This is a genomic window from Peristeroidobacter soli (genome assembly GCF_004138485.1).
Taxonomy (GTDB): Bacteria; Pseudomonadota; Gammaproteobacteria; order Steroidobacterales; family Steroidobacteraceae; genus Steroidobacter; species Steroidobacter soli.
This window is the reverse complement of the sequence record NZ_RYEV01000004.1, coordinates 215,203-239,005: the sequence shown is the minus strand read 5'-3', so window position 1 is coordinate 239,005 and position 23,803 is coordinate 215,203. Positions and strand designations below refer to the sequence as shown.

Sequence of the window (23,803 nt, the reverse complement as noted above, 5' to 3'; positions counted from 1 at the left end):
GTACTACTACACCGGCGTCGATGTGGACGGCCGGTGCAAAGTGAAACGTCCAAGCTGGATGAGTACACCAACGGCGGCTGGCCGCTCCGCTACACCCGCACGGCGCGAACATTCCCAATACGCTGCCCGTCGAGGTCGATGACTTCGAACCGCCAGCCGTTCCACTCGTAGCCTTCGCCGGGCGCCGGCAGATGACCGAGTTGATGCAGGAGGAAGCCGCCGAGCGTGGCGAAATCTGGATCGACCTGCATGCCGGTCACCGCCAGGCTGGTCTCGACTTGATCGATTCGCACGCGCCCGTGCAGCCTCCAGACGCCGGGCTCGGCAGCAGCGGGGGCGGAGTCCTGCGTGCCGAGAATCTCCGGGAGGTGGCCGGCGATGGCGGCGAGGATGTCGGCGGGGGTGACGATGCCTTTGAAGGCGCCGTGTTCGTCGACCACGATGGCGAGGTGGACCGGTGACGTCTTGAATTCTTCGAGCAGCTTCAGCACCGGCATCGCTTCGGTCACGAACAGCGGGGCACGCAGCGCTGCCTGCAGGTCCCGATCGTCGCCTGGTTCCTGCTGACGCAATAGATCTTTGGCGTGCACGATGCCGAGCACGGTATCCGTCTCGCGGCACACGGGGAAACGCGAATGGCCGCTGTCGTATAGCTGTTGCAACAGCCGCTCCGGCGCATCGTCGATATCCAGCCACACCGTATCCACGCGCGGGATCATGATGGAGCGCACCGGTCGGTTCGACAGTGTCAGCACTCTCTCGATCATCGAGCTCTCATCGTCGGTGAACGCGGGCTCGGGGCCGCCGGATGAAACGATGGCCGCCACTTCTTCCGAGGTGACGGGCGCATTTTTTCCGCCGCGGAGGATGCGCAGTACCGCTTGCGCAGTCCGGTCACGCACGTCCGACAGGGTCACTCGGCGGGCGAGATTGCGGCGTCCGATCTGATTGGCCGCTTCGATGAGAATGGAGAAGCCGATGGCGGCATACAGATAGCCTTTCGGAATATGGAAGCCGAGGCCTTCCACGATCAGGCTGAAGCCGATCATCAGCAGGAATCCCAGGCACAGCACCACCACGGTCGGATGACGGCTCACGAACGCCATCAGCGGGCGACTGGCCAGCATCATCACCGCCATCGCGACGATGACCGCGATCACCATGATGGACAGCTCGCCGACCATCCCGACCGCGGTGATGACGCTGTCCAGGGAGAACACCGCGTCGAGCACGACGATCTGAGCGATCACCTGCCAGTACACGGCGTCAGTGGTGCCGCCGGCGGCGGCGATCGGGCCGCCTTCCAGGCGTTCGTGAAGCTCCAGGGTGCCTTTGAACAATAGAAACAGACCACCGAGGATCAGAATGAGATCACGCCAGGAGACGTCGCTGCCAAACACCGTGAACAACGGCTCGGTCAGCGTGACCAGCCACGAAATCGAGGCCAGCAATACCAGGCGCATCAGCAGCGCCAGCGACAGGCCGACCAGGCGCGCGCGATTGCGTTGATGTTCGGGAAGCTTGTCCGCCAGGATGGCGATGAAGATCAGATTGTCGATCCCCAAGACAATCTCGAGCAGGACCAGGGTCGCAAGCCCGGCCCAGGCGGCTGGATCGACCAGCCATTCCAACATCATCGGGGAACTCCGCGGCGGGGTGTCGGCGCTGTTCTAATGTTTCTTGCAACGGGCGGCGATGAGGCATCGCCGCCCGGGCGAGGGTCGCTGTCGATCAGAACTCGTCGCCGCCGAAGCTGTCGTCGAAGCCGCTCTCTTCTTCGGGCGCGGGCTCATCGGCGGGTTCTGAGGGTGCGGCTTCACTCGCTTTCGCATCGCCGGCGAACATGCCACCGATGGCGTTGCCGAGTAACACGCCACCGGCGACGCCCATCGCGGTCTGTGCCGCGCCGGCGAGGAAACCACCGGACTGACCGGTTTGCATCGGTGCCGCAGGACGCGCATTCGTGCGAGCCGGCTGACGCCCGCCGCCGAACAGACCGCCGAACAAACCGCCACTGGCCGGGCGCTCCTGGGCCTGACGCTCCAGGTCTTCGATCTTGGCCTGCGCGTGCTGGAGTGCCTGTTCCTGCATCACGATGGTTTGCGCCATGAAATAAGGCGCGGCGGGCTGCTCGGCGATGCGTTGTTGGATCAAGGCTTCGGCGGCTGCATCGCGCGGCGGTGCTTGCCGTTCCACTTCGCCGAGCCGGGTGAACAAGCCCTGGATGATTTGTTGATCCTGATTTGCCATTGCAGACCTCTTTTGTAAGGTGAGTTCAAAGCGATTGCGCAAGGAGGGTCGCGGCTTTGTCGAGATCTCCCGACGGTGCGCGAGTGACCAGCACATAAGCGACATCGGCGCGTTGCCAGTACACGGCAGCGACGTCGCTCTGTTGTGAGTGAGTCGTGGGAATCGTGGCGACCGCACCGGCATGCACCGCGAACAGCGAGATTTCGCCATAAGCGGTATGCAGAGCGATCTCGACGCTGGGCCCGAAGGACGACGGAAAGATCTGCACGTCGCGGACGCTCCAGTCGCTGGGCAACGCCGGCAACACGATGTGCGTGGCCGAGCGAATCTCCTCGGGGTCGTACTCGAGTGTTTCCGGTTGTGAAATCATCACGGCTCGCAGCAGCGAGGTGCGATGAGCCATGACGGCGTCGTTCACGTAAGCGGGCGGCATCGTCGAGGCGACCGCGCCGATGCCGGGACTCAGCTGCGCGTGAGCGAGCCAGCCCACGGCGATGAGCGCCGTGATCGAGGCGATGCGCCGGAACTGACGAAACAGCCGGTCGCGCGTCATGCCTCGTTCCAGACGGCGTGCGGCTTTGAGCGTCTCGATGTGCTCCACCCGCGGCTCATCGGCAAAGGCGAGGCGCAGTTCGTCGCGGCTTCTCAAATCCGCCATGATGCGTGCAGCATCGTCCGGATGAGTCGACAGATACGCCTCGACCTCGATGCGCCGGGACACCGGCAACTGATTTTCGAGGTAGCCCTGCAGATCGGCTTCGGTGATGGGATCAGTGGGACTGCTCATCCGCTCCTCCGACGATTTTCAGATGCGGGCGTGCCGCGGCGGTTGTGGGGCGTTGTGCGGAGGTGTCGTCGAGCGCGCGAAGCGCAGTCCGCGCCCGCGCCAGTCGCGACATCAAGGTTCCCTGGGGAATATCCAGCACCGCCGCTGCTTCGGCGAAGCTCAGCTCTTCGATCGCCACGAGATGGATGGCGGCGCGTTGATCTTCGGGCAACTGCTCCAGCGCCCGGCGCACTTGCTCCAGGCGGACCTGCTGTTCCTGAGTGCCGGGGCTCACCGAATCCTGCAGGCGGGCGGCTCGCTCGATGCGCTCCTTCTCGGCCTGACGGGCACGCTGCCCGTCGACGAACAGGTTGTGCATGATCGACAGCAGCCAGGGTTTGAGCGCCCGTCCCTCCAGGAAGCTGGCCCGCTTTTCATAGGCCCGCAGCAGGGTTTCGTGGACTAAATCCTCGGCGTTGGTGTCATCGCGAGTCAGCGAGCGGGCGTAACGACGCAGGGCGGTCAGTTGACCGACCACATCGAAACGCGACTTTTGCGGAGCCATGACACATATACGCAGCCGCGAGCCAGATTAGTCCATCGATTTGTGTCATTCCCGGCAACGATCCACGCGGCTCGGGCCGGCATGGCCATCCCTGGCAGTGCCGCGGCTTCGATCAATAGAAGATGTTGGCGATCAGCTTGAAGGTGCGCGGCTCGCCGAACTGGGTCAGATAGTTCGGTGAGCCGATGGTGTTGACGTAGACCTCGTCGAGCAGATTGCTGGCGCTCAGCTTCAAGTTGAGGTTGTCGCTGAACTGATAGCCGATGGCGGCGTCCACCACGGTGTAGGAGGGTATGCGCCATACTTCGCCGGCGCCGCCATACTGCATGCCGGTGTAGGCCACGCCGCCCGACAACGTGAGATTGCCCGCCTGGCCCGGCAGGGTCTCATAGGTGAGGAAGGCCGAGGCCGTGTTCTTGGGAACGCCGGCGATGAAGCGGTTGGCGAGAATGCTGTCGTAGTCGCCGAGCTTGGCACTGATGACCGAGGCTGAAGCGGCGATGCTCAGGCCGCGCACCAGCTGCCCGATCACTTCCACCTCGACACCCTTGTTGGTCTGTTCCAGGCCGCCGATGACGAACTGCTCGCCGGGCAAGTTGTTGGGATCGTTGATCGACACGCCTTCGCGCTTGAGGTGGTAGGCCGCCAGCGTCGCGAGCAAGCGGCGCTCGAACAACTCGGCCTTGAGGCCCACTTCATATTGCCGGCCGGTTTCGGGGGCGATGTTGCCGCCGCCGCGGGTCTGGCCGAACTGCGGCACATAACCTTCGGTGTAGCTCGCGTACATATTCATGTGCGGCGTGAATTCGTAGATCAAGCTGGCGCGCGGCAGGATTTCGGTGTCGCGCAGCTCGTAGTCCAGCCAGGACGCGCCGGGAGCAATTGGTGTTTCATCGTAGTCGAGTTCCGAGCGCTCCAGGCGTGCGCCGAGTAGCGACTTGAACGCGCCGGGCAGGTCGACCATCACTTGCGCGCCCAAGCCGGCGTAGGTGCGCGTGCCTTCGCGCAGCCGGTCGACGACGAAGGTCGGCCGCGTCAGACCGCGGTCGTTGAAGATGCTGGTCAGCGTGCGGCGCGAGGTTACTTCGTCCAGATCGACCAGGGCATACAGCACTTCGCTCTCGGCGGTGTTCTGCTCGAAGCGGCGGTAGCGTCGGTAGTCGGCACCGACATAGAACTGGTGAGTGCCGCCGAACAGATCGAAATCGCCAGTGAGATTGGTCTCCAGCGAATGGCCGCGCGTGCGGAACATGACGCGATCGACATAGAAACTGGTGGTGGCGTCGGCGGCCATCGGGCCGTTCACGTACAGCTGATCGCTGTCGAAGCGACCATCGGAGTTCGAGGCGTTGACGGTGAGCTTCAAGCGCTCGTTGAGTCGATAGTCGATGGTCAGGAAGGTCTGCACCGAGTTGGATTTGGCGAAGTCCCAGTCGACCGAGTACTCGCGGTTGCGTAAACGATCCGGCGGGCTCACGCACCGAGTGGCGTAACAGGAGTTGAAATCGCCGGCCTGCTGGGTCGGCACGTCGGCCGCCATGGCGCTCAGGCCATAGGAGAGATGCGAGTTGATGTCCTGGTACAGCGTCGACAAGGTGATCGACAGATCGTCGCTCAGTTGCAGCGCCAGCGAGGGCGCGAACGTCACGCTCTTCAGATCGGGCGTGGCCTGGGCATCGCGGGTTTCATAGGCCACCGGCAGACGCAGCGTCAGGTTGTCGAGCACCGGGGTGGTGAAGTCGACCGCGGCCCGGGTGAAATCGCGGCTGCCGCTGGCGAGCTCGATGAAGTTGCGATTGTTCCGGTGCGGCGCCTTGAGCACGAAGTTGAGCGCGCCACCGTAGCTGTTGCGGCCGTAGGTGATGCCGGTGGGGCCTTTGATCACCTCGATGCGGTCGAGCGCGATCGGGTCGATGTTCTGGTCGGGAATGTAGGAGATGCCGTTGAGCTTGTAGCCGTCGAACAGGTCCAGCGCATAGCCGCGCGAAATGAAGTTGGGACGTTCGCCGACGTTGTCGGTGAGGTTGCCGAGGCCGGCGGTGAACTTGGTGATCTGGCTGACGTTGGTGACATTGAACGTCGAGAGAATGTCGGAGTTGATGATGGACACCGCCTGCGGCGTCTCCACGATGGGAATGTCCATCTTGGTGGAGGAGCTGGATTCGATGGGACGGAAGAAGCGGGTGGTGGTCACCACCACTTCATCGAGTGTCTCGGTGTCGGCGGCGGCATCGTCCGCGCGCACGCTGACGCCGATGAGCTGCCCCAGGCAGAGCGTGGATAGCGCGAGGCTGGATGCGAGCCGCGGCCGTCCGCCGTGAAGGTTCCTGATCATAGTCGCCGTTCTCCCCAAGGTGTTGTTGCTGGCGATGCATTCATGTTCCCCACGGCTGCGACGCTCGCGGGTGGTCAGACCGTAGCGGCTGATCGGTAAAATCCTCGGCGAATTCCGGTAAAGGCGGCGGTGGGGCCGGCTGAACGCGCGTTACTGAGACAGGGATGTCGATTTACCGCGGCGAGCGACACTCTTATCGCCATGAGCACACCAACTGTTCCGATTGCCATCATCGGCCTGGGCGCGGTCGCCGATTCCCACCTGGCCGCGTATCGCGAGTTGCCGGAGATCGAGATCGTCGCTGTCGTCGACCCCAGGCTCGAGCGGATGCGCGAAGTCGCTGCGCGAGTGGCGGCGCCGGGCTTTACCGATTGCCGGCAGATGCTTGAGCAGGTGCGTCCTCGCATCGCCTGCGTGCTCTCGACAGTGGCTTCGCATCGAGCCATCACCGAGCAACTGGCGGCGGCGGGCGTCAATGTGTTGTGCGAAAAGCCGATCGCCAATCGCGTCGCCGATGCCGTCGCGATGAAGGAAAGCTGCGCCCGCCACGGCGTGCAGCTCATGTACGGCTCATCGTATCGTTATCTGCCGGCGGTCATCGAAGCACGCCGGTTGATTGCCAGCGGCGTGATCGGCCAGGTGCGATTGATCGAAGAGCGTGGCGTGGTGGGCGAGGGCGCCGACAAATTCGTGCCCATGTCGGCGGCTCACTATCCGGAAGGAACGCCGGGCGGCGGCAGCTTCGGGCTGTTCGATCACGGCGTGCACCTGCTCGACGTGTTCCCCTGGCTGGTGGGCAGCCCGGTGCGGCGGGTTCTGGGACGCGGCAATTACACCGGCCGCGCCATGCAGCCGGAGTTTGCGATGCTGGAGCACGAGTGTGGCGCGCTCGGCATGCTGACCTATGACGAGTCAACCGTGAGTTCCGATCTGCCTTGGGAGGGGCTGTTCAGTCACGGCCGCGGCTGGGTCAACAACGCGGGCTTCGTCGGTGCCGTCGGTCAGTGGACGCCGGGAGCGAGTTTCATTCGGGTCCATGGCACTCGCGGGGCGCTGCGCATTTTTCATTACGCCAACCGGTTGTTCCTGGCCGTGCCGGGGGAAATTCGAGAGATCCCGGTGTCCTCCGGGGCCGCGCCCGAGCACTTCGGGCGGCAGATGCGGGCCTTCGTCCATGCACTCGATCACTCGCTGCCGGCCCCCAACGGCATCGACCTCGGCATCAGCGCGCTGCGGACGCTGCTACATATATATGAGAGTGCCGAGACCGGTCGTTGGGTGGCCACCGGAAGAGACTGAGAACGGCCCGCTGTGTCGGGCGCGGTCGCGGGGTACACTCCCCAGCAGAGGACCACCGTGTGAAAGCCAAGCTCGGACCGTTGCAGGTGGATGAGATGTTTCGGCGTATCAGCGTCGAGGGTCAGCCTCTGGCGGTCAGCCGTCGCGGCGTCGAGCTGATCGTGTTGTTGGGGCGCTCGCCGGACACGCCCGTGCGACGCGAGTTCCTGCTGCAAAAACTCTGGCCCGACCGCGACGTGGGCGACAAAACCCTGTCGATGCTGGTGGTCGCGGTGCGCCGGCAACTGGCACCGTACTTCGACGGCATCGAGCCGATCAAGGCGGAGCCACGCATCGGCTATCAGCTCATGGTGCCGTATCGGCCCAGCGAATCCACTTTCGAGCTGGCGCAGATCGTGTTGCGGGCTCCGACCCGAATGCAAATCGCCGTGCTCGACCCGGCGATACTGTCGGCTGGATCGGAGGCGGCACGGCTCGGCGCCTGTTTGCGCGAATCGTTACTTACCCATCTCGGTGCCGAAGTCAGCCTCGACGTGAGTGTGGTCGGCGCGACGCTCGATGAGCTGGAGCGTCAGCGGGCCGAGGTGATGATCGAGTCCGCCGTCCGCGTGCTCGATGCCGAAGTGCACTTGAGCGTGCGTTGCCTGACGCTGCCGGATCGCAAGATCTGCTGGGCCTCGGGTGAGCGCGCGGCCCTGGACGATGCTTTTACCGCGGAAGCCGCGTTGTGCGGGCGGTTGATCGAAGAATTGCGTCTGGCCACCAGCAGCCACACCGGACGTCAGCTCTGGCGGCACTATCGTCGCTCCAGTTCTTATCGGGTGCTTGCGGAGGGTCAACAACTGGTTGCCGCCCGCAGCGCCGAGGGTCTGGCGGCCGCACGCAAGAAATTCTCCTCCGTGCTCGAAGCCGATCCCGGCTGCGCGGCGGCGCTGGTCGGCATGGCCGACTGCGAAATTCTCGCCGCCTGGTATGACGGCGCGGCCAGAAACGTGGCGACCCAGCGAGCGATGACATATATCGAGCGTGCGCTGGTGCTCGATGCCGAGCTGGCATCGGCGCATTCCACGTGTGGTTTCGTTCACCTCGCTTGCATGCGCTTCGCGCCGGCCGAACGGGAACTGTTGCGTGCCATGCAGTTGGATGATTCGAACGCGGCGGCGTTGCAGTGGTATGCGGACTTTCTGGTCTCCCAGGGGCGTGTGCAGGCTGCGGTGCATGTCGCGCATCTGGCGGTGGCACGCGCGCCGGAGAGCGTCGTCGTCAACACGCAGTTGGGCCAGCTGTTACACATGGCGGGCCGCTTCGAAGACTCGCAGGAACAGTTACAACGAACCCTGGCACTCGATTCGCACACCGCCGGCGCGCTCGGGTTCAGTGCGTTGAATGCGATGATGCTGGGGCAAGCGGACGCCGTGCAGCTGGGGCGCCGCGCGGTGGAGCTGTCGCCGAGTACGCCGATATTTCGCGGCATCTATGCGAGCGCGCTGGCGCGATTCGGCGAGCGTGAGCGAGCGCTACATCAGTTCCATGCCATCGAGGCGAACGCACAACGATCGACGTCGTTTGCGGAGGCCGCCATGCTGGTTGCAGCCGCGCTCGGCCAGACCAAGCGCGCGATCTCCTGGTTTCGAGCCGCGACGGCCGATGCCGCCGCCTGGACTTTGTATGCTCCGACATTGCCGATGCTCGAAGCCGTGCGGCAGGAGCCGTCGTTCACGGCCATGCTTCATGGCCGTGGCATGGCCGTGGCGGCTGCGTAGGCCGAGGCACGGTAGAGTTGCCAAGCGGGTGGGCAGGCGGCCACAGCGGGAACTCCCGATCGTGCGCCGGGCGATGTTCGCCTTCCGGTGCGGCGCGCGGATTTGGCCTGGGCGCGTCGGTTTCTGTCCCCGGCGAGATATCGCGCAGCCGGTGCTCGCATTCTATGATTTGGCCACGAGCGGGCGCGCTCGACGCTGTGTCGCGGCTCATCGGATTGCATCCATGAGGCCGCGGTGGCCGGAAGTCCAGGCTTGAGTCGTGGCGATGCTATGAAACAACAATCTGCGCAAGGTGTGGTTCTGGGGCGTATCGCGGCGGGAGTGCTGGGCAGCTATGTGCTGACCTGGGGCGCCGTCGCGCTGCTGATCGCGGCGCTGCCGAGTGCCGGCCTGTCGTTCGAAGACGCCGAGAATCTGAGCGGCATGCTCGCGATCCTGTTGTATCTCGCGGCCTTTCTGTGGGCGTTCTCGGCCCTGAGCCTGTCACGAGTATGGGTCGTGCTGGCGGGCGGCGGTGCGGCGCTGGCGGTGACCGCATCGCTCCTTCAGTACGTCGTGCTTCGATCCGCCGGGGGCTGATCCGATGTTCCAGAACTTCCGTTTGACCATGACCTGGCTGCACACCTGGTTCGGCCTGGTGCTGGGCTTCGTGCTGATGGTGGCGTTCTTTTTCGGCGCATTGTCGGTGTTCGATCGAGAGTTCGATCGGTGGGGCATTCCGCAGACTCGGTTCGAGGCGCAGCCGCTACCGTCGTTCGATACGCTGCTGCGGCCGGTGTTCGAGAGCATCGAGCCGTCGCGCGAGAGCATCGATGAAATGCGGGGCCGGGTGCACGGTCCGATGCCGGAGCATTTCGACACGGTGCGTGCCTGGACGCTGTACACGACCCATCGCGATCCGGTGATGCGGCTCAACGCCATCTACGAAGTGCCCAATGCCCGCGATCCGGACGACGACGTGTTCGGCTCGCGCACCATCGATCCTCGCAGCGGCGCGGTGGTTCCCGACAATCAACTGCGCATCGGCAGCCAGTTCTTTTTTCCACTGCACTACAGCCTGCAGTTGCACTGGCTGGATCTGGGTGAGTGGCTGGTCGGCCTGGCCGCGCTCGCCATGCTGGTGGCGCTGGTGAGCGGCGTGGTCATGCATCGCAAGCTGTTCCGGGAGCTGTTCACCTTCCGGCCCGACAAACAACTCCAGCGCAGCACGCTGGACCTGCATAACCTGAGTGGCGTGGCGGCGCTGCCGTTCCATTTCATGTTTGCGTTCACCGGGCTGGTGATCATGGCGGGGGTCTATTTTCCGGTCGCGCATGTCCAGCTCGAGCCGCTTCACGAGTATTACGAGAAGCTCGAGGAGCAGCAGACGGGGCTGCCACACGATCGCGCCGGCGTCGCGGCGCCGCTGGCATCCGTCGATGCCATGGTGGCCGAAGCGCGGCAGCGCTGGGCGCAGCGTGGGGCATCCGGCGACGTCGGTCTGTTGATCGTGCGACACGTAGGAGATGCGAACGGTTATGTGAGTGTCTTCCGCGCCGGCACGGACCGGATCGGGCTGCTCGGCGAAGGGATTCATTTCAAGGCGAGCACCGGGGAAGTGCTGTACGAGGAGCCGCCCAGCTCGGCGGTCGGCGGTGTTACCGATTTCCTGGTGGGGCTGCATTTGCAGCACTTCCGTCATTGGACGCTGCGCTGGCTATATGTATTCGGCGGCCTGCTCGGCGCCGTTTGTATCGCCACTGGATTCATCTTCTTCATCGAAAAGCGCAAGCGTCAGCACGCCAGACAGGGAGTGAGTGGCGCGCGCGTCGTGAGCGCCCTGGCGGTCACGTTTGTCACAGGCATGGTGATTGCGACGCTCAGCCTGCTGGTCGCGAATCGAGTGCTGCCGGAGAGCCTGACGACGCGGGAGCTGTTCGAGCAAAGCAGTTTCTGGGGGGCGTGGCTGTTGGCACTCATGCATGCATTCTGGCGCACCGGTCCCGTGGCTCAGGGGCAGCGGACGTCGGCGTGGTCGGAGCAATGCTGGATCATTGCGGTCATGGCGGTACTCGCCGTGGTGTTGAATTGGATCACGACGGGCGATCACCTGCTGCATACGTTAGCCGTCGGCTACTGGCCGGTGGCGGGCATCGACCTGGCTTTGCTGACGACCGCGGCGGTGGCTGTGCTCGCCGCCAATCATTTACGCCGACGGGCCGCGAGCCCCCGGGCGCGCGGCGCTGGCGTGTCTGAAGGCGATCCGGCGGTGGGGGTTGCCCATGTCTGATGCCGCGTTGCTGGCGATCGCGCTGCTGTTGTGTGTGATCAGCTTCGGCTGGCTGGCGCTCGCGATGGACGCACACTGGCGTCAGGTGTGGTCCAGCGAGCCGCCCGGTCGCACCACGGCCCGCTGGCTGCGAATCCTGGGCTGGATGGGATTGGCGGCTTCGCTGGCGCTGTGTCTGCGGGTCGATCACGCGTCGATGGCTTCGCTCGTGTGGGTGATGAACCTGGCCAGTGCTGCCTTGATCGTCGCCATGGTGCTCGCCTGGACGCCCCGCTGGCTGCGACTGCTGGTGCCCGGACGCCGCTGTTCCTGATGCGCGCTCGGGGCCATCGCGGCAGCTGAGCGCAGCGCGCATTCATTTCAGCCGTTCAGGCCAGTTGCTGCGCGGTTTCGCGAACGATCTCCAACAACCGCGCCTGCGCCCGCGTCGGGCGCCAATCGTCCCGCACCGTGAGCCCGATCTGTCGCATGACTTTGCCGGCCGGGTGCGGCAGGCAGACCAGCATGCCCGCTTGCAGCTCGTAGTGAACCTGATTCTCGGCGAGCGTGGCGAACGCGTTCGACCGCGATCCGTCGCCGGCGCAGTAAGAGTTCGGCTACGACCCGTGGACTGCCAATCCGCTGGGCCGCACCGCAGAGATCGGACTCAGGATGACGTTCTAACGCTGCAACGTTGCGCGCTGGTCGTCTCGCTGCCGCTTGCTTCGTGCAAGCAGCAGCGACCGACCAGCCCGGCCGAACGTGCGTTACTGGATTACAACGATCGCGTAATTCACAGCCTCGGTGGTGCCACCCGAGCCAGCCGGCGACAGCTGTCCCTCGGTGGGACCCGCACCGTGAATGGGGAAGGTCGACGCATCATAAGGGGCCGAGGGGCTGAACGTGGTCTTCTGGTTTGCGACGAACAGAAACCGCCCCGTCGCGTCGCAGGCGAGTCCGGCCCAGGGACGGCCCGACACGAGCACCGGCGATCCGATGACAGTCAGTGCGCCGGTGGTCTGGTCTATCGCGAACGTGTCGATGTGATTGTCGGTGGGAACGTAGTTGAAGGCACCGAGCAGGTATGCAAAGCGGCCGGTGGGATCGATCGTCATCTGGTGTCCGCTGCTCTCCACGGTAATGGTGACAACCGGAGTGAGCAGGCCCGTGACCGCGTCGATAGTGAACGGGTACACCGTGGTGTCCGAGCGGGTCACATTGGCCGAGGGCAGCTGGTTGCGCAAGTAAAGGAAGCGTCCGAGTGGATCGATGGTCATGCCATCGATATCGCTCGGCGTCGATGAGGTGACCGGCGAGAGCGCTCCGGTCGCCGGATCGATGGCAAAGGTATCGAGCTTCGCCGACGCGCCGATGTAACTCAGCGCATAGAGGAACGCGCCGTCCGGCGTCATCGCGACCCGATGGCTCGCGCTCAATCCGGACATGAGGCCGGTTGCCACGACGCCCTGCGGAGTTAACGCACCCGTCACGGGATCGACGGTCAGTAAATGAATCGTTCCCGCGCTGATATGAGTCGCGTAGAGAAACTCTCCCGTCGGGGTGATCGCGAGATGGTCCGCGCCCCAGCCGCTGGCTCCGGTAGCGACCGGCGCGGCTACCGGGCTCAAAGTGCCTTTGCTCTGATCCACCGAGAACGCGCGGATCGTGCTCGATGGAGTGTCGGAGACATACAACGTCGATCCATCGGGCGAGGCAATCATCTCTCTCGAGTTGCTGCCTACCGTCGCTATCGGCCCGATCGGCAGCAGTGCGCCGGTGTCGGGACGAATGCCATACTCAACCAGCTGATTGTTCGCACCGACCACATACATGAAGCCGAGCACGGTCGCGCATTCAACCTTGACCGTGGTTACGTCCAGCGTCGCCCCGCTGCCGCTCGCGTTGGTGGCCGCGCACAGCTCGCGATGAGCGCTCGTTTGCGAGCTCACTGTCACCTGGTACGTCTGGCCGCTCAGCAGCTCGGTCGGAAACTCGAACGCGCCGTCGGCGGCGATGGGCAAATCCTGGCTGCCGTTGAGCCGCAGGACCAGCCCCGAGCCGGTCAAACCAGTGACCGTGCCGCCCACCGAATACCGATCGGTCGTGCAGTTCACCGAGATGTTGGTATTGCCATTGGTTACGGTACCGGAGCCGTTCGTGAGCAGGCAGGTCTGGTACGGGCCGACGGGTTGCGACTGGATCGTCACGAAGTAGCTGGCGCCACTCGCCAGAGGGGCGGGAAACGAGAAGTCACCGTTCGCGCTCACTGGCAAGCTCGTCGTCCCATTCAAGCGCAGCTGCAGGCCCGATCCTGTCAGGCCGCTGACCGAGCCAGCGACCAGAAAGCGGTTCGTGGCGCAGGCGACGGAAACGTTGAACACGGGGCCGCCGCCAACCGTGCCGGTCGCGTTCGTGATGGCGCAGGTTTGCGCGGGACCGGTTGGCTGAGTCGTTACTTCGACCGAGTAGCTGGATCCGCTGTCGAGATTGTTGGGAAATGTGAAGTTCCCGCTGGTGCCGATCGCCAGCTCCACATCATCGTTCAAAGAAAGCGTCAGGCCTCCGCCGCTCAGGCCGCCGACCGCGCCTCCGATCGAGTAGCTATTGGTGGTGCAGCTGACCGAGATGTTCGTGACCGCGGCGCTGACCGTTCCGGAAGTATTGGTGGCGACGCAGGTCTGATGGGGGCTCGTGGGCTGAGTCTTGACAGCCACCAAGTAACTGGCGCCGCTCGCCAGCGGGGCGGGAAATGAGAAACTGCCAGCGCTGCCGATCGCGAGATCCGCACCGCCGTTGAGTGTGAGCACCAGGCCGGAACCCGCCAGGCCGCTGACACTGCCGCCGACGCTGTAGGTCGGCGTCGGGGCAGGTGCTTCATTGTTGTTGCTACCTCCACCGCCACCGCATCCAGATAAAGCAAACAGAGCCGTCGAAACAGCAACAAAGCGCACATGCATCCGCATTCGAAAAAGATCCGTTTCGTTTGGTGATTGACGCGCATTGTGCCATAGCGCGGCGGTGCGCGAGTCGATAAGAGCAACCAGAAGTCCTTATGTAAACAGCGGGTCGCTCGGGCAGAGTGCCCATCGCACCTCACGCTGCTGGTGATGCCGAGATAGCTCAACGTGACAGCTGACCCGCCGTCTCCCGAACGATCGTCAGCAGTCGCGCCTGCGCCCGCGTCGGGCGCCAATCGTCCCGCACCGTGAGCCCGATCTTTCGCACGACCTTGCCGGCTGGGTGGGGCAGGCAGACCAGCATGCCCGCTTGCAGCTCGTAGTGAACCTGATTGGTGGACGACAACATCATGTGATCGCTGCCCATCAGAAATGCACGCGCGGCGCCGAGTGAGTTGCATTCGATGAAACGCTGCGGGGGCTCGATACCCCGGTCCTTGAACAGCGCTTCGAAGTGCGCTTTGAGCGGCGAGCTGGCGCGCGGCGCGATCCAGGGATGACTCGCGAGGTCCGCGGCCGTCAGCTTGCGCTTCTTCGCCAGTGGATGGCCGGCGCCCACGACGATGGACAATGGATCGTCGAACAAATGTTCCTGCTTGATGCCGCCGCTGACGCGGATGTCTCGCAGCGCGCCGATCAGAAAGTCCGCCTGACCGGATTGCAACGCGCCGAGCAGATGTTCGTACGTGCCATCGATGATGGCGACCGCGTGCTCGGGCTGCTCGCGCGTAAAGCGGATGAGCGCGTTGGGAATGAGAAAGCTGCGAGCGAGCGGCATCGAGCCGATGACCGTGCGACCCGATTCGCGTCCGTCCAGCGCATCGATATCGGCGCGGGCTTGAGCGATCTCCACGAAGGCGAGATGCGCGCGGCGGGAGAGCTTTTCCGCTTCGCGCGTGGGGACGACACCGTAGCTGGTCTTTTCGAACAGCCTGGCATCCAGCGTTCGTTCCAGCGTGCGGGCGGCGCGATGCAGGGTCGGCTGCGAGACGCCCGTGGCGCGGGCCGCATGCGTGAAGTTCCGAAACTCCACCAGCGTGATCAACGAATTGAGCTGCGGCCCGCTGATCCGACGAAACAATTGTTCCCGCTTGCCGGCGTCCGAGCCGCCCAGTTCCTGAATGCCCTCGCGCAGTTGGGTCAGCGCGCGCTCGATGCGATCGGCGCAGACCGCGCCCGCCGCCGTAGAACGCATGCCATAAGGGCTGCGAGTGAACAGGACGGCGCCGAAGTATCGCTCGATCGCTGCGATCGCTTGCGTGACCGCGGATTGCGTCAAATGCATCCGCAGCGCCGCGGCACTGATGCTGCCGCTCGCCACGACTTCATGGAAAGCCTGTAGATGGCGTAGATTGGGCACTGTCATGCGGCCATCGTGGCACGCGCTGGCCCACGTGGCTATAGCAATCGCTAATACCGGCGGCGCAAATGGATCGAGCGGGCCATCATGGCGCCCCGCACGGCAATTCGTGCGGCCGATCTCAGTTCTCCGTCACTTGTCTTGACAGCATCGACGTGCCGGTCCGAGGATTTCGCGGCCATGGCCTGATCAAACAAAGAAAACCAACGTTCCCAGGATGGTCTGAGAGCGTGCGTTCGAGAGACAAGGATACGTCGATGCCGGACCACCGCTGCCTGCCGCGAGTTCTGCTTGTTTTCGTGCTGACGAGCGCGGTAGTGGCGTGTCGCCTGGACAAAGACAATGATGACGCGCGCTTGGGCGGTTCGCGCAGTAGCGGCACGGCCAGTGGCGGGCCCGCGCTGCTCTCGATCACCGCCGAGGCGCCTGGCCAGAATTGTGTCAACGGGGGCAGCCGCATCGATCGCGGCGTGGATACAAATCGCAACGATGTGCTGGATACAACGGAGATCACCGGCACGCAGTATGTCTGTAGCGGCGGCGGCGCTGTCTCATTGGTCGAGATGCACGATGAGCCTGCCGGAAGTCATTGCCCCACGGGGGGGAAACAATTCACCGCGGGCCTGGATGGAAATGGCGACGGCGTGCTTGATGTCAGCGAGATTCGAACCAGCGGGTATATATGTAACGGCGAGCCCGGCGGCACCGGTGTCGCTGCGCTGACGGCTGTGGCGGCGGAACCCGCCGGTGCGAATTGTCCGGGCGGTGGCGTGCGAATGAGCTCCGGCGCCGACATCAACCAGAGCGGTGCGCTCGATCCTGCCGAGGTCACGAATACTCAGTATGTATGCGGCGGTGCCAGTGGCGCCAGCACGCTGATCCGCACCGACAACGAAACGCCCGGTCTCAATTGTGCCTATGGCGGCACGCGTATCGGCGCGGGCCTCGATGTAAACGGCAACGCGCTGCTCGAACCGAGCGAAGTCACCGTGAATGCCTACGCTTGCAACGGTGCGCCGGGGGCGGGGCTCACCTGGCAAGACATTTCTGGCGCAGCCGTACAGGCAGTCCCGAATCGCGGCTATCTTGCCACCAGCGGCACTGCGGAACTGGTTGTGACATTGCCATCGGCCCCCGCGCCAGGCGACCTCCTGCAGATCACCGGTGTGGGCGCGGGAGGATGGCGGATTGCTCAGAACACAGGCCAGTTCATCGTCACTCGTCATCTCGCGGGCGAAATCGCTGCGGCCTGGACGGAACGCGAAGCCGATCGATCGTGGCAGGCAGTGGCGTCCTCGGCCGACGGTCAGCGGCTGCTCGCTGCTGACTACGGCGGTCAGCTCTATACATCGATTGATGGCGGGATGAACTGGGTCGCGCGGGAGGCGAACAGGTATTGGCGTGCCGTTGCCTCGTCTGCGGATGGTCAGCGCCTGGCCGCGGGGGAGTCGGGCGGGCAAATATATATATCGAGCGATGCCGGCGTGACCTGGGCCACATATGAGTCCGCCAGAGACTGGTGCTCGATCGCATCCTCGGCCGATGGCACACACCTCGTGGCCGCCGCGTCGGGTGACCGTATCTACACGTCAAGCGATAGCGGACTGAATTGGGTGGCGCGAGCGGCCAGCCGAGCCTGGGTGTCCGTGGCATCCTCTTCCGATGGTCAGCGACTGGTCGCGGCTGTCTCGCAAGGCCAGATCTACACTTCTGGAAATGGCGGCGTGAGCTGGACAGCGCGCGATTCGAACAGGGAATGGACTGCTGTCGCCGCTTCGGCGGACGGCCAACGGCTGCTTGCCAGTGAATTTCTCGGTCAACTCCATACCTCGACGGATGCCGGCGCGACCTGGTCCGCGCGCGACGCCACCAGGGGCTGGTTCGCCGTCGCATCTTCCGCCGATGGCCAGCGACTGTTGGCGGCGGAGATCGGCGGCTATCTCTATGCATCGAGCGATGCCGGCCAGAGCTGGAGGGAGCGCGAGCTGCAAAGAAACTGGGCCGCGGTTGCGTCCTCGGCGGATGGCATGAAGCTGCTGGGTGCCGTCGTCACCGGTCGGATCCACACATCGGTTCCCTTGCAGAGAGAGCGCAGCACCGTGGGCACCGTCGGATCGGTCAGCGGTCGGCAGTACGATGCCATCACCTTGCAATACGCGGGCGCTGGCGAGTTCATCGTGCTGAATTTCGTCGGCGCCCTGGCCGTCGAGTAGTGCCAGTGATGGCCGGATCGCGGCCGTCCGAGGTCTATAGCAATCTCTAATGACCGCGTGCCAATTCGATTAGCCGGCGCGGCGCTCCCGGGCACAGAATCGGCCAAACGATGAGCTGGGGGGATGGCATGCCTCGTGAGCGCAGCGCGCTGGTTCAAACGCCCAACGTGACGATCACGGTGGCGCTGTGTTTCCTGGTCGCCGTGGTCGAAGGCTTCGACATCCAGGCCATGGGAGTCGCGGCGCCCAGGCTGGCACCGCAGTTCGGCTTCAATCCGCAACAGATGAGTCTGATCTTTGCGATCAGTAACATCGGCCTGGTGATCGGTGCGAGCTTCGGCGGTTGGCTGGCCGACCGCGTGGGGCGCAAGCCGGTGTTCATCGGAGCGGTGCTCTCATTCGGTTTGTTCACACTGTTCACGTCGTTGGTGGGCACGTACGAATCGCTGCTCGTCGTGCGGTTTTGCGCCGGGTTGGGCTTCGGCGCGGCGTTACCGAACATGATGGCGCTGGCTGCGGAGGTGAGCGCACCTGAAAAGCGGGCGTCCACGGCGGCTGCGATGTTCTGTGGCATGCCGATCGGCGGCGGTACGTCGGCGCTGCTGACGCAGTTGTTGCCGCCGGATTTCGATTGGCGTCTGTTGTTCGAAGTGGGGGGCGTTTTACCGCTGCTGCTGGCGCCGACCATCTATTTCCTGATGCAAGAGACACTCACCAAGCGTGCTACGCACGCGCCGCGGACCGATGTCATGCATGGGTTGTTCGGAGAAGGGCGCGCGGTTCCGACGCTGCTGCTGTGGCTCACGTTCCTGCCGACGCTGCTCATTCTGTATCTCATCTTGAATTGGTTGCCGACCTTGGTGGTCGCAAACGGCCTGGACCGCGCCGTCGCGCCGCGGGCGTCGCTGGCTTTCAACTTCGCGAGCGTGGCGGGTGCGCTGTTTTTGGGCCGGCTGGTGGATCGCATGAACATCCGCTGGCCCATGACGGTCGCCTACCTCGGACTGATCGTGTCTCTGATCGCGTTGAGCACCTCGAGCGGTTTGGGGATGACCGTGCTGTTGAGCGGTGCCGCCGGCTTTTTCCTGCTTGGCGCGAACTATGCGCTGTACGGCGTCGCGGCGACTTACTACCCGTTGAATGCCAGAGGCACCGGCTCGGGTGCGAGCGTGGCGGTCGGTCGAATCGGCTCCATCGCCGGGCCGTTGTTGCCCGGCCTGCTGATGGGCGGCGGTACCAGCAGCGGCAGCGTCGTGCAGTTCCTGGTGCCGTTCGCGGCGGTCGCGGGCGCGGCGGTCTTTGCGCTGAGCTTTTGCCGCCGTCCGGCCTACTGAGGGTGGCCTGTTGTCTATAGCGTCGCCTGATAGCCTGGTGCGAAATTGAATGAGCCGGGCCGGGCGGGCGCGTCACACTGCGGTGACGCGCTGGAGACCCTGGTGTCAGGGGCATGTGGGAGCGAGGAATCAGCAATGTCAGTGGTCGTCAGAAACATTCCGCGGGCCGAGCGTCGGCTCATCGATGGCCTGGCCGAGTCCGGCGTCGCGACCGTGCACGAGGCGCAAGGCCGCACTGGGTTGCTGGCGTCTTACATGCGTCCGATTTACGCCGGCGCGCGCATCGCAGGCTCGGCGGTCACTGTCAGCATTCCGCCGGGCGACAACTGGATGATTCACGTCGCAGTGGAGCAATGTCAGGAGGGCGACATCCTCGTCGTCTCTCCGACGTCCGCCTGTGACACGGGCTATTTCGGTGAGTTACTGGCGTGCTCATTGATGGCACGCGGCGTTCGCGGGCTCATCATCGAAGCCGGCGTGCGCGACGTAAGAGATCTGACGGCGCTCGGCTTTCCGGTCTGGTCCCGTTACGTGTCCGCGCAAGGCACGGTGAAAGAAACTCTGGGCAGCGTCAACGTTCCCATCGTGTGCGCGGGGGCGTCGATCGAGCCGGGCGATGTGATCATTGCGGACGACGACGGCGTTTGCGTGGTGCCGCGGGTGAAGGCCGCCACCGTGCTCGAACAGTCGAGCGCGCGCGAGAAGAAGGAAGCGGCGGTGCGAGCTCGCCTGAAAGCTGGCGAGTTGGGCCTGGATATCTATGGCATGCGTCAGCGCCTCGCGGAGAAGGGTCTGAAGTACGTCGATTCGTCATGCTGAAGTCCATTCCCTGTACGTTGATGCGCGGTGGCACCTCGAAGGGCCTGTACTTCAACGAGGCCGATCTTCCTGCCGATCGTGAGCAACGGGATCGCGTGTTGCTGGCGGCCATGGGCTCGCCCGATGTTCGGCAGATCGACGGCGTCGGCGGTGCGCATCCGTTGACCAGCAAGGTCGCGGTCATTCGTCGCTCGACCGTGGCGCATGCCGATGTCGATTATCTGTTTCTGCAGGTGGTGGTCGACAAGGCCGAGGTCAGCGACAGCCAGAACTGCGGCAACATTCTTGCGGGCGTCGGTCCATGGGCCATCGAGAACGGTCTGGTCTCGATTGCCGGTGATGTCACGCCCGTACGCATTCATATGCTGAACACCGCCAGCATCGCAGTGGCGTATGTGCCGACGCCGGGCGGCGCGGTGGAGTATGAGGGTGAGGCACGCATCGATGGCGTTCCGGGCACGGCCGCGGCCATTCCATTGGAGTTCCTGGATGTCGCGGGGTCGAGCTGCGGATCGTTGTTGCCGACGGGCGCTGCGGTCGATGAGGTCAATGGCGTATCCGTCACGTGCATCGATAACGGCATGCCGGTCGTGATTCTGCGTGCCGGGGATTTCGGTCTGTCCGGCGATGAAACGCCCGAGCAGCTGGAGAGCAATGCGACTTTGAAGCAGCGGGTCGAAGCGATCCGGCTCGCCGTCGGGCCGCGCATGAACCTGGGCGATGTGACCAAGAAGACGGTGCCGAAGATGTGCCTGGTGTCGCCGCCAACGCAGGGTGGCTCGATCTCCACGCGCACGTTCATTCCGCACCGGGTGCACGAGTCCATCGGCGTGCTCGGTGCCGTCAGCGTCGCGACCGCCTGTGTGACCCCGGGCTCGGTGGCCGCTCAGGTTGCAAAGGTGTCTGGAAACGGCTCGGCGCAGCGGCTGGAAGTCGAGCATCCCACCGGTTTCTTCACCGTCGACATCGATGTCGCGGTGACGGATGGCAAGGTCGAGGTGCGGCGCTCGGCGTTGTTACGGACGGCTCGCAAGCTCATGAGCGGCGACGTGTTCGTGCCCGGTCGCGTGTGGAGCGGGACATGAGCGGGATCGAGCGCATTTGTCTGCTCGGCTTCGGCGAAGTCGGGCAGACGCTGGCGGCGGACTTCCAGGCCGCGGGGATCACACAGCTCAGTGCATTCGACGTGCTGTTCAAGGATCCGGCGAGCGCCTGCGCGCGCGCCGCCGTCGAAACGAACGTGCGGGTCGCGAAGAGCGCGGAGGAAGCGGTCGCGACGGCAGATCTGGTCGTGAGCGCGGTGACAGCCGCGCAAGACGTGGCCGCCGCGCGCTCGGTTGTCGGGGCGATGAAGCCGGGCGCGTATTTTCTGGACGTGAATTCGGTGTCTCCCGGCGTGAAGACGCAGGCGGCGGGGTTGATCGACGGTAGCGGCGCCCGCTATGTCGAAGCGGTCGTCATGTCGCCGATCCATCCGAAACGCGTCGGCTCGCCGATGCTGTTCGGCGGCCGGCACGCGGCAGCGTTTCTTCCGCTGGCTCGAGCGCTCGGCTTCAGCGGCGCGCAGGTGTTCTCGGATCAGATCGGTCGGGCATCGGCGGCCAAGATGTGTCGCAGCGTCATGATCAAAGGCATGGAGGCGCTGTTGACCGAATCGTTGCTGTCGGCGCGCCATTACGGCGTCGAGTCGACCGTGATCGACTCGCTGCGCAATTTGTTTCCGACGGCGGATTGGTCGACGTTGGCTCGATACATGATTTCGCGCTCGTTCATCCATGGTAAGCGTCGGGCCGAAGAGATGCGCGAGGTTGCAAGGACCGTGGAGGAAGCGGGACTGCAGCCTCACATGAGCGCGGCCTGCGCGGAACGCCAGGACTGGGCGGCGAGCTTCCGCGACGCGGCCTCGATCGAAGACTTGGATGCGATGCTGGACGCGGTGCTGGCCCGCGCGACGGCGGAGAAACCCTGATGCTGATCATCGATTGTCACGGCCATTACACGACCGCTCCCGACGCCCATCAGAAGTTTCGAGATCAACAGCTCGCGAAGCTGAAGGATCCGCTCGCGCCCACGCCGACGCCGGCGAAGATCAGCGACGATGAGATCCGCGAGACCATCGAGAAGAACCAGCTCAAGCTGCAGAAGGAGCGGGGAGCGGACATCACGATCTTCTCGCCGCGAGCGTCGGCGATGGCACACCACGTCGGCGATGAGGCGGTGTCGCAGCAGTGGACGCGCGCCTGTAACGATCTGATCAAGCGGGTCGTCGATCTGTATCCGGAGAACTTTGTCGGCGTGTGTCAGCTGCCGCAGTCGCCGGGCGTGCCGATCTCGCACTCGGTGCAGGAGCTCGAGCGTTGTGTGAAGGACTTCGGTTTCATCGGCTGCAATTTGAATCCCGATCCCTCCGGCGGCCACTGGACCTCGCCGCCGCTGACCGACAGGCACTGGTATCCGTTCTACGAGAAGATGGTCGAGCTCGACGTGCCGGCGATGATTCACGTGTCGGCCTCGTGCAATCCGAACTTCCACGCCACTGGCGCGCACTACATCAACGCCGACACGACGGCCTTCATGCAGTTCATCGAAGGCAACCTGTTCAAGGATTTTCCGACGCTGCGTTTCATCATTCCTCACGGCGGCGGCGCGGTGCCGTACCACTGGGGTCGCTATCGCGGCCTCGCGGACATGCTGAAGCGGCCGGCACTGTCCGAGCACGTCATGAAGAATGTGTTCTTCGACACGTGCGTCTATCACCAGCCCGGCATCGATCTGCTGGTCAAGGTGATCGACATCGAGAACATTCTGTTCGGCTCGGAAATGGTCGGCGCGGTGCGCGGCATCGATCCGGAGACGGGCAACTATTACGATGACACCAAGCGTTACATCGATGCATTGAATATCTCGGAGGTGGACAAGCGTCGCATCTTCGAAGGCAATGCCCGTCGCGTATTCCCGCGCCTGGATGCAATCTTGAAATCGCGGGGACAGTAAGAGACCGTCATGGCAACGTTTCAGATGGACCGCGACTGGCTGGTGTTCCACCCATCACCGAGCAGGCCGGCATTCCGGCCGCCGCCGGGCGCGGTGGATGCGCATTGCCACGTGTTCGGACCGGGCGACGTGTTTCCGTACGCCCCCGAGCGCAAGTACACGCCGTGCGATGCGCCGAAGGAAAAGCTGTGGGAGCTGCGGGACCATCTCGGCTTCGAGCGCAACGTGATCGTGCAGGCAACGTGTCATGGCGCGGACAATCGGGCGCTCGTCGATGCGTTGCAGGCGTCCAACGACCGGGCGCGGGGTGTCGCCACGGTGAAGCAGGATGTGACGGATGACGAGTTGCGGGCGCTCGATGCCGCTGGCGTGCGCGGTGTGCGGTTCAACTTCGTCAAACGACTGGTCGACACGACGCCGCGCGAGGTGCTGCATGCGATTGCCGAGCGCATCAAGCCGCTCGGCTGGCACATCGTCATCTACTTCGAGGCGGCGGAGCTGCACGAGCTCTACGACTTCTTCACGTCCTTGCCGACGACGGTGGTGGTCGATCACATGGGCCGGCCCGATGTCACGAAGCCGGTCGACGGCCCGGAGTTCGAGCTGTTCGTTCGCCTGATGCGCGAGCACACCAACTTCTGGTCCAAGGTCAGCTGTCCCGAGCGTCTGTCGAAGACCGGACCCGATGCCTATGACGACGTGGTGCCGTTCGCGCGTCGCATCGTCGAGACGTTTCCGGATCGCGTATTGTGGGGCACGGACTGGCCGCATCCGAACCTGAAGTCGCACATGCCGGACGACGGCAAGCTGGTCGATTTCATTCCACGCATCGCACGCACGCCTGAGTTGCAGCGTAAGCTGCTGGTCGACAACCCCATGACCCTGTATTGGAGTCGCTGA

At 64.2% G+C, this 23,803-nt stretch carries 20 protein-coding genes; 12 read left to right on the top strand and 8 right to left on the bottom strand.

Annotated elements, in window-relative coordinates:
* Positions 1-89: 89 nt before the first annotated feature.
* The 5 genes from EKO19_RS16765 to EKO19_RS16745 form a co-directional block, all read right to left on the bottom strand.
* Entirely contained in the window at positions 90-1,637 is a 1,548-nt protein-coding gene (locus EKO19_RS16765; protein ID WP_129777609.1) for a TerC family protein, read from the bottom strand.
* A gap of 94 nt (positions 1,638-1,731) precedes the next feature.
* On the bottom strand, positions 1,732-2,250 hold the full coding sequence (locus tag EKO19_RS16760; RefSeq protein WP_129777608.1) for a DUF2076 domain-containing protein: 519 nt from the start codon (positions 2,248-2,250) through the stop codon (positions 1,732-1,734).
* Between the two features lie 25 nt (positions 2,251-2,275).
* The gene (locus tag EKO19_RS16755; RefSeq protein WP_129777607.1) at positions 2,276-3,037 is read right to left on the bottom strand and encodes an anti-sigma factor family protein; all 762 of its coding nucleotides are present in this window, start codon (positions 3,035-3,037) and stop codon (positions 2,276-2,278) included.
* Positions 3,021-3,581, bottom strand: a complete 561-nt coding sequence (locus EKO19_RS16750) for a sigma-70 family RNA polymerase sigma factor (protein WP_129777606.1) — start codon at positions 3,579-3,581, stop codon at positions 3,021-3,023. Before EKO19_RS16750 ends, EKO19_RS16755 begins: the two co-directional genes overlap by 17 nt.
* Positions 3,582-3,693: 112 nt before the next feature.
* Complete coding sequence (locus EKO19_RS16745; protein ID WP_129777605.1) at positions 3,694-5,916, bottom strand: TonB-dependent siderophore receptor; 2,223 nt, start codon at positions 5,914-5,916, stop codon at positions 3,694-3,696.
* Between the two features lie 201 nt (positions 5,917-6,117).
* Between EKO19_RS16745 and EKO19_RS16740 the strand changes: the two genes are divergently transcribed.
* The 5 genes from EKO19_RS16740 (at position 6,118) to EKO19_RS16720 (ending at position 11,560) form a co-directional block, all read left to right on the top strand.
* Positions 6,118-7,215: a Gfo/Idh/MocA family protein gene (locus tag EKO19_RS16740; protein WP_129777604.1), complete on the top strand. Its 1,098-nt coding sequence runs from the start codon at positions 6,118-6,120 to the stop codon at positions 7,213-7,215.
* Positions 7,216-7,274: 59 nt separating this feature from the next.
* Positions 7,275-8,978, top strand: a complete 1,704-nt coding sequence (locus EKO19_RS16735; RefSeq protein ID WP_129777603.1) for a winged helix-turn-helix domain-containing protein — start codon at positions 7,275-7,277, stop codon at positions 8,976-8,978.
* A gap of 270 nt (positions 8,979-9,248) precedes the next feature.
* Positions 9,249-9,557 carry an iron uptake protein gene (locus EKO19_RS16730; RefSeq protein ID WP_129777602.1) on the top strand — a complete coding sequence of 103 codons (309 nt, stop codon included), beginning with the start codon at positions 9,249-9,251 and terminating at the stop codon, positions 9,555-9,557.
* A gap of 4 nt (positions 9,558-9,561) precedes the next feature.
* Positions 9,562-11,247: a PepSY-associated TM helix domain-containing protein gene (locus tag EKO19_RS16725; RefSeq protein ID WP_129777601.1), complete on the top strand. Its 1,686-nt coding sequence runs from the start codon at positions 9,562-9,564 to the stop codon at positions 11,245-11,247.
* Entirely contained in the window at positions 11,240-11,560 is a 321-nt protein-coding gene (locus EKO19_RS16720; RefSeq protein WP_129777600.1) for a DUF3325 domain-containing protein, read from the top strand. Before EKO19_RS16725 ends, EKO19_RS16720 begins: the two co-directional genes overlap by 8 nt.
* Before the next feature lie 55 nt (positions 11,561-11,615).
* Here EKO19_RS16720 and EKO19_RS38320 read toward each other — a convergent pair whose 3' ends face one another.
* The 3 genes from EKO19_RS38320 to EKO19_RS16710 form a co-directional block, all read right to left on the bottom strand.
* On the bottom strand, positions 11,616-11,753 hold the full coding sequence (locus EKO19_RS38320) for a hypothetical protein (RefSeq protein ID WP_157995295.1): 138 nt from the start codon (positions 11,751-11,753) through the stop codon (positions 11,616-11,618).
* A gap of 240 nt (positions 11,754-11,993) precedes the next feature.
* Complete coding sequence (locus EKO19_RS16715; RefSeq protein WP_129777599.1) at positions 11,994-14,189, bottom strand: lactonase family protein; 2,196 nt, start codon at positions 14,187-14,189, stop codon at positions 11,994-11,996.
* Between the two features lie 157 nt (positions 14,190-14,346).
* Entirely contained in the window at positions 14,347-15,549 is a 1,203-nt protein-coding gene (locus tag EKO19_RS16710) for a LysR family transcriptional regulator (protein WP_129777598.1), read from the bottom strand.
* 251 nt (positions 15,550-15,800) lie between these two features.
* Here EKO19_RS16710 and EKO19_RS16705 point away from each other — a divergent pair, with 251 nt between their 5' ends.
* The 7 genes from EKO19_RS16705 (at position 15,801) to EKO19_RS16675 (ending at position 23,803) form a co-directional block, all read left to right on the top strand.
* On the top strand, positions 15,801-17,756 hold the full coding sequence (locus EKO19_RS16705) for a WD40/YVTN/BNR-like repeat-containing protein (RefSeq protein ID WP_129777597.1): 1,956 nt from the start codon (positions 15,801-15,803) through the stop codon (positions 17,754-17,756).
* Positions 17,757-17,866: 110 nt separating this feature from the next.
* On the top strand, positions 17,867-19,090 hold the full coding sequence (locus EKO19_RS16700) for an MFS transporter (RefSeq protein ID WP_129777596.1): 1,224 nt from the start codon (positions 17,867-17,869) through the stop codon (positions 19,088-19,090).
* A gap of 135 nt (positions 19,091-19,225) precedes the next feature.
* Positions 19,226-19,909: a 4-carboxy-4-hydroxy-2-oxoadipate aldolase/oxaloacetate decarboxylase gene (locus tag EKO19_RS16695; RefSeq protein ID WP_129777595.1), complete on the top strand. Its 684-nt coding sequence runs from the start codon at positions 19,226-19,228 to the stop codon at positions 19,907-19,909.
* Positions 19,903-20,994 carry a 4-oxalomesaconate tautomerase gene (locus EKO19_RS16690; protein ID WP_129777594.1) on the top strand — a complete coding sequence of 364 codons (1,092 nt, stop codon included), beginning with the start codon at positions 19,903-19,905 and terminating at the stop codon, positions 20,992-20,994. The genes EKO19_RS16695 and EKO19_RS16690 overlap by 7 nt, the downstream gene beginning before the upstream one ends.
* Positions 20,991-21,878 carry a DUF1932 domain-containing protein gene (locus EKO19_RS16685; RefSeq protein ID WP_129777593.1) on the top strand — a complete coding sequence of 296 codons (888 nt, stop codon included), beginning with the start codon at positions 20,991-20,993 and terminating at the stop codon, positions 21,876-21,878. Before EKO19_RS16690 ends, EKO19_RS16685 begins: the two co-directional genes overlap by 4 nt.
* Before the next feature lie 2 nt (positions 21,879-21,880).
* The gene (locus EKO19_RS16680) at positions 21,881-22,903 is read left to right on the top strand and encodes an amidohydrolase family protein (RefSeq protein ID WP_129778501.1); all 1,023 of its coding nucleotides are present in this window, start codon (positions 21,881-21,883) and stop codon (positions 22,901-22,903) included.
* Positions 22,904-22,912: 9 nt separating this feature from the next.
* Positions 22,913-23,803, top strand: coding sequence for an amidohydrolase family protein (locus EKO19_RS16675; protein ID WP_129777592.1), 891 nt, complete (start codon positions 22,913-22,915; stop codon positions 23,801-23,803).